The sequence below is a fragment of the Mogibacterium timidum ATCC 33093 genome, from assembly GCF_000525775.1.
GTDB lineage: Bacteria > Bacillota > Clostridia > Peptostreptococcales > Anaerovoracaceae > Mogibacterium > Mogibacterium timidum.
Genome location: NZ_JALU01000022.1, coordinates 1 through 4,191, shown reverse-complemented (window position 1 = coordinate 4,191; position 4,191 = coordinate 1). Strand labels below are relative to the sequence as shown.

Here is a 4,191-nt window from a genome sequence, read left to right as displayed (position 1 = left end):
GTAGAAGAAAACAAAGTATCTACTGTGATAGTAAAAGATATGAGTAGGTTTGGCAGAGATTACCTCAAAGTAGGCTTTTATACCGAAATACTGTTCAAAGAAAAGGGAGTAAACAAGAATTTCTAAAAGTGATGAACAAGTTATCCGATGAAAAAAGAGAAGAAAAATATCAAGGGGACAAAGAGAAGTTAGAAAAACTGTCATCAAGAAATGAATAACTAACAACCCTCATTACAAAACTATACGAAGACCACGCACTTGGAAAAATTCCTGTAAAACACTTTGATAGATTATTTAATACCTATGATACGGAGCAACAAGACTTAGAAAAACAGATACAGTATTTTGAACAGGAAATAGAAAGCTATCATCAGAAAAAAGTTGACACTGATAAATTTCTAAAAATGATAGAGAAATATACAGATATTGAGGAACTGACAGTACCAATGATAAATGAGTATATAGAAAAAGTTGTGGTCCATGAAACAAAAGGGGGAAGAAAAGAAAAAGACAGAAAACAACAAGTTGATGTTTACTTTAACTTTATAGGCAACTGTCAAGTGCCACAAAAAGCTGATACAGAAAAAATGGCTTAAAAAATGGTACAATGTTAGTGGCAACTAACTTGAATTTACATGAGGTGTCTACGTTTAAGGGAAATGGAAATACAAGAAAAAATAAAACCTGTTTTGAATGGCACTGCGGAAACAATGCTTCAAAGTTTTTACGCACGTGCAGAGTATTCACAGAGAAAGAAGCATAAGTTCTATGATGCAAAAGCAGTAGAACTTGTAAATAGGATTGACTATGACTTTTCAACTGCATCAAAAGATCGTACTATGAGTAGTGGTGTCATCGCACGCACACTTGTCCTTGATGAACTGGTCAAAGATTTTATTGGACGAAATCCTACTGCCACAATAGTAAACATTGCCTGCGGACTGGATACAAGATTTTATCGTGTGGATAATGGTATCATCACTTGGTACAATCTGGATTTGCCTGATGTCATAAAGCTCAGAGATCAGATTTTTTTAGAAAGTGGTCGAGTTTCATCTATCGGTGCTTCTGCTTTGGATCAAAACTGGTTCAAGGAAGTAAAAAACAGAAAAAATGTACTTTTTATTATAGAAGGACTGTCCATGTATCTCACTGCCGAAGAGAATGCCAAGATACTTTCTATCATTCGTAAAAACTTTGATACTGCTACGGTCATAATGGAATGCATTGCAAAGATGTGGGTAAAACGAGAAAGAGTTGAAAAATCCATCCAGCAAACCGGAGCCAGATTCGTTTTCGGTGCAGACAGCTTTGATGATATAAAGAACATTGCTCAGGGGTTTCATAAGATTAAAGATGACAACATATTACGTGGTATGCGTGTTCTCACGCCTGCATTAAAGCTAATCGACTGGCTCCCGATTGCGAGAAAAATCACACAGAAGATTCTTGTTTTTAGTAAACAACTCTAAAACCATTAGGAAAAAACTGCCTGATTCAAGGGTTGAGCTGCCGGGAATATGTGCACCGCAGTTATTTTGAGGCATTGGGCAATGCTTTGATTCGTCGGGACTACCTGATCAATGGAAACGAAGCGCATATAGATATTTTTGATGACCGCATGGAGATCTATTCTCCCGGAGGAATGCCGGATGGCACGCTAATACAGGATCGTAATATCAAAGGGGTTCCATCCATCCGTCGAAATCCGGTACTTGCTGACATCTTTGCAAGACTTGGCTATATGGAACGTTCCGGGAGCGGATTGAGCAAGAAATGAATCTTGTTGACAAAGGATTATTGAACAAAACAGCAGAGACGAACAGGAGACGTTATTGGAAGGTTTCCTTAGATAAATAAATCCCTATTTGCAAGGAAGTACAATCAGAATGAGACAAAATATAGATGCAGATCTTATACTCACAATAGCTGAACAAGGTTTTGAAGGTCATCTTTATGATGCCAAAGAAAAGGAAAAGGTTGTCATTACCTTTTCCGGCAGTGAGGGAGGTTCTGCGGCTAGTGATACAATGGCCTATTACTATAGACAAAGCGGCATATCTGCATTAGGAGTCACGCTGTTTGCAGGAATTGCTACAGGAAAATTTCTGGATAAAGTGCCGTTGGAGTATGTTGAAAATGCGATTCGATGGCTTAAAGATCAAGGTTATAAAAAGATTGTAGTGGATGGTATATCCAAAGGAGCTGAATATGCTCTGCTTGCGGCATCAATGTTTGAAGACGTCAGCTGTGTCATAGCACGTGTCCCTTCTTATTTTGTCAGTGAAGGTATGATCGGGAAAAAGAGAACATCTGGTGATTCCTGCTGGTCATATCAGAGAAAAAGTTTGAACTATGTTCCCTATAAAATGAGATATTTCAATGTGATAAAACAGTTTATCGCTCATCGTGAATTTAATATTCTGGATTATAACACAAATAAGGATATTGGAGCTGAGGCTATCATTCCCATGGAAAGAATTCACGGTCCTATTCTTCTCATATCAACGGAAGCAGACACAGTGTGGCCTTCTGTTCAACAGGCTGATTATATAGAAAAATATCTGCTGGACCGGAACTTCTCTTACGAAGTAATGAACCTGAAGTACCGATATATCAGTCACTTTGCTATCCCGATGAGAAGAAACGAAGGATTGTTAAAACTTCTCTTCAAGACAGAGCGGAAACACCCGAATGAATGTGCATCCGACAGAGCAGATATTACTTCTAAAGTGATTGACTTCATCCGAAATCACTGATAAGGATAAACTGGAATTTATTGGAGAAACGCATAAGTGATAGGGATTTATTTAAGTGGAACGGGGAATACGAAGCACTGTGTTGAAAAGCTTGTGCATTTGATGGATGACACGGCACAATGTGTTCCGTTAGAATCCCCGCAGATTACAAGCATATTAGATGAGCAGAACATAATTATTCTGGGTTATCCCACACAATTTTCCAACGCTCCATTTATGGTACGCGATTTTATCGTAAGAAACAGCTCCATATGGAAAGGGAAAAAAGTGTTTTGTGTCAATACAATGGGCCTTTTCAGCGGTGACGGGACGGGATGCACTGCAAGACTCTTAAAGAAGTATGGGGCAGAAATCCTTGGCGGTTTGCAAATAAAAATGCCGGATTCTGTTTGTGATAGCAAGTTGTTGAAGAAAGATATTGAGGGAAACAGACAAGTTGTTAAAAATGCAGATGAGCGTATTGAGCAAGTTGCAGAACAAATCAGGCAGGGGAAATATCCCCAAGAAGGATTATCGCTGACAGCACATCTCAAGGGGTTGTTTGGGCAAAGACTATGGTTCTATCGTAAAACGGCGGGATATTCTGATGTATTGAAAATAAGCGATGCGTGCATTGGTTGCGGCCTATGCAGTAAAGAATGTCCAATGGGAAATATTCAAATGAAAGATAATCGGGCAGTTTCTGGAAATCAATGTACAATGTGTACCGCTGTATAAGTTTATGCCCTCAAAAAGCAATTACGTTGCTTGGAGAGCAGGTGAAGGAACAATGTCGATACGAAAAATATAAAAGCTTCAAATTATAAAAACCCCGATTTTGTCTGGCGGTCAATCCGATAGACAAATCGGTTTTCCGAGCTTCAATCATAATAATCAGGCTGGTATTCCAAAGGGAAAGCCGGTCTTTTACATAACCGAGTGATTTTCAAAGCGAAGGTCACCCGGCTTTTTCTATTGTCCCCAGGTCTCACAGATAGGTGGAGTCCACAGTATCCCTATGCTATGAAACGCCGGAGTGATAACTGGGACGCCATATCTCCGATTTTCAAGTTTTCCGGGGATGTCAGAACAGCCTTTTACACGACCAATGCCGTAGAATCACTGAATTCGACACTGAGGCGGCTGAACCGCCGGAGAAGTGTATTCTCCGGTTCTCAGGCACTGCTGAAAGCACTGTATCTTGCAACGTTCGAAGCCACACGCAAGTGGACAATGCCACTACGCAACCGGGGAAAAGTCCGTGGCGAGTTGTCGATCATGTATCCGTAGCGTCTGCCTGAATAGCAGAAATTGCCGGATTTCAAATAAAAGACATGCCCGTTTCAACCGAGTATGTCTTGACATGTCAAAAATAATTTGGTAGACAATATTTAAGAGCCAGCTAGAAGAAACTGACCGGCCCGTTACACATTTCTCACGAAAGACCTTTATT

General features: G+C 39.8%; 4 protein-coding genes and 3 pseudogenes. All 7 read left to right on the top strand.

Going from position 1 to position 4,191, the window contains the following annotated elements:
• Nucleotides 1–111 (top strand): annotated as a pseudogene (locus HMPREF0581_RS09110) (recombinase); the annotation flags it as partial.
• Nucleotides 102–596: pseudogene (locus tag HMPREF0581_RS08940) on the top strand (DUF4368 domain-containing protein); the annotation flags it as partial. The pseudogenes HMPREF0581_RS09110 and HMPREF0581_RS08940, both read left to right, overlap by 10 nt.
• A gap of 63 nt (nucleotides 597–659) precedes the next feature.
• On the top strand, nucleotides 660–1,472 hold the full coding sequence (locus HMPREF0581_RS06250; RefSeq protein WP_207637013.1) for a class I SAM-dependent methyltransferase: 813 nt from the start codon (nucleotides 660–662) through the stop codon (nucleotides 1,470–1,472).
• Nucleotides 1,473–1,546: 74 nt separating this feature from the next.
• Complete coding sequence (locus HMPREF0581_RS06245) at nucleotides 1,547–1,780, top strand: ATP-binding protein (protein ID WP_009644210.1); 234 nt, start codon at nucleotides 1,547–1,549, stop codon at nucleotides 1,778–1,780.
• Between the two features lie 109 nt (nucleotides 1,781–1,889).
• The gene (locus HMPREF0581_RS06240) at nucleotides 1,890–2,759 is read left to right on the top strand and encodes an acyl-CoA thioester hydrolase/BAAT C-terminal domain-containing protein (RefSeq protein ID WP_036381447.1); all 870 of its coding nucleotides are present in this window, start codon (nucleotides 1,890–1,892) and stop codon (nucleotides 2,757–2,759) included.
• Between the two features lie 36 nt (nucleotides 2,760–2,795).
• On the top strand, nucleotides 2,796–3,476 hold the full coding sequence (locus tag HMPREF0581_RS06235; RefSeq protein ID WP_330371666.1) for an EFR1 family ferrodoxin: 681 nt from the start codon (nucleotides 2,796–2,798) through the stop codon (nucleotides 3,474–3,476).
• 261 nt (nucleotides 3,477–3,737) lie between these two features.
• Nucleotides 3,738–4,028, top strand: a pseudogene (locus HMPREF0581_RS09060) (transposase); the annotation flags it as partial.
• Between the last annotated feature and the right edge of the window lie 163 nt (nucleotides 4,029–4,191).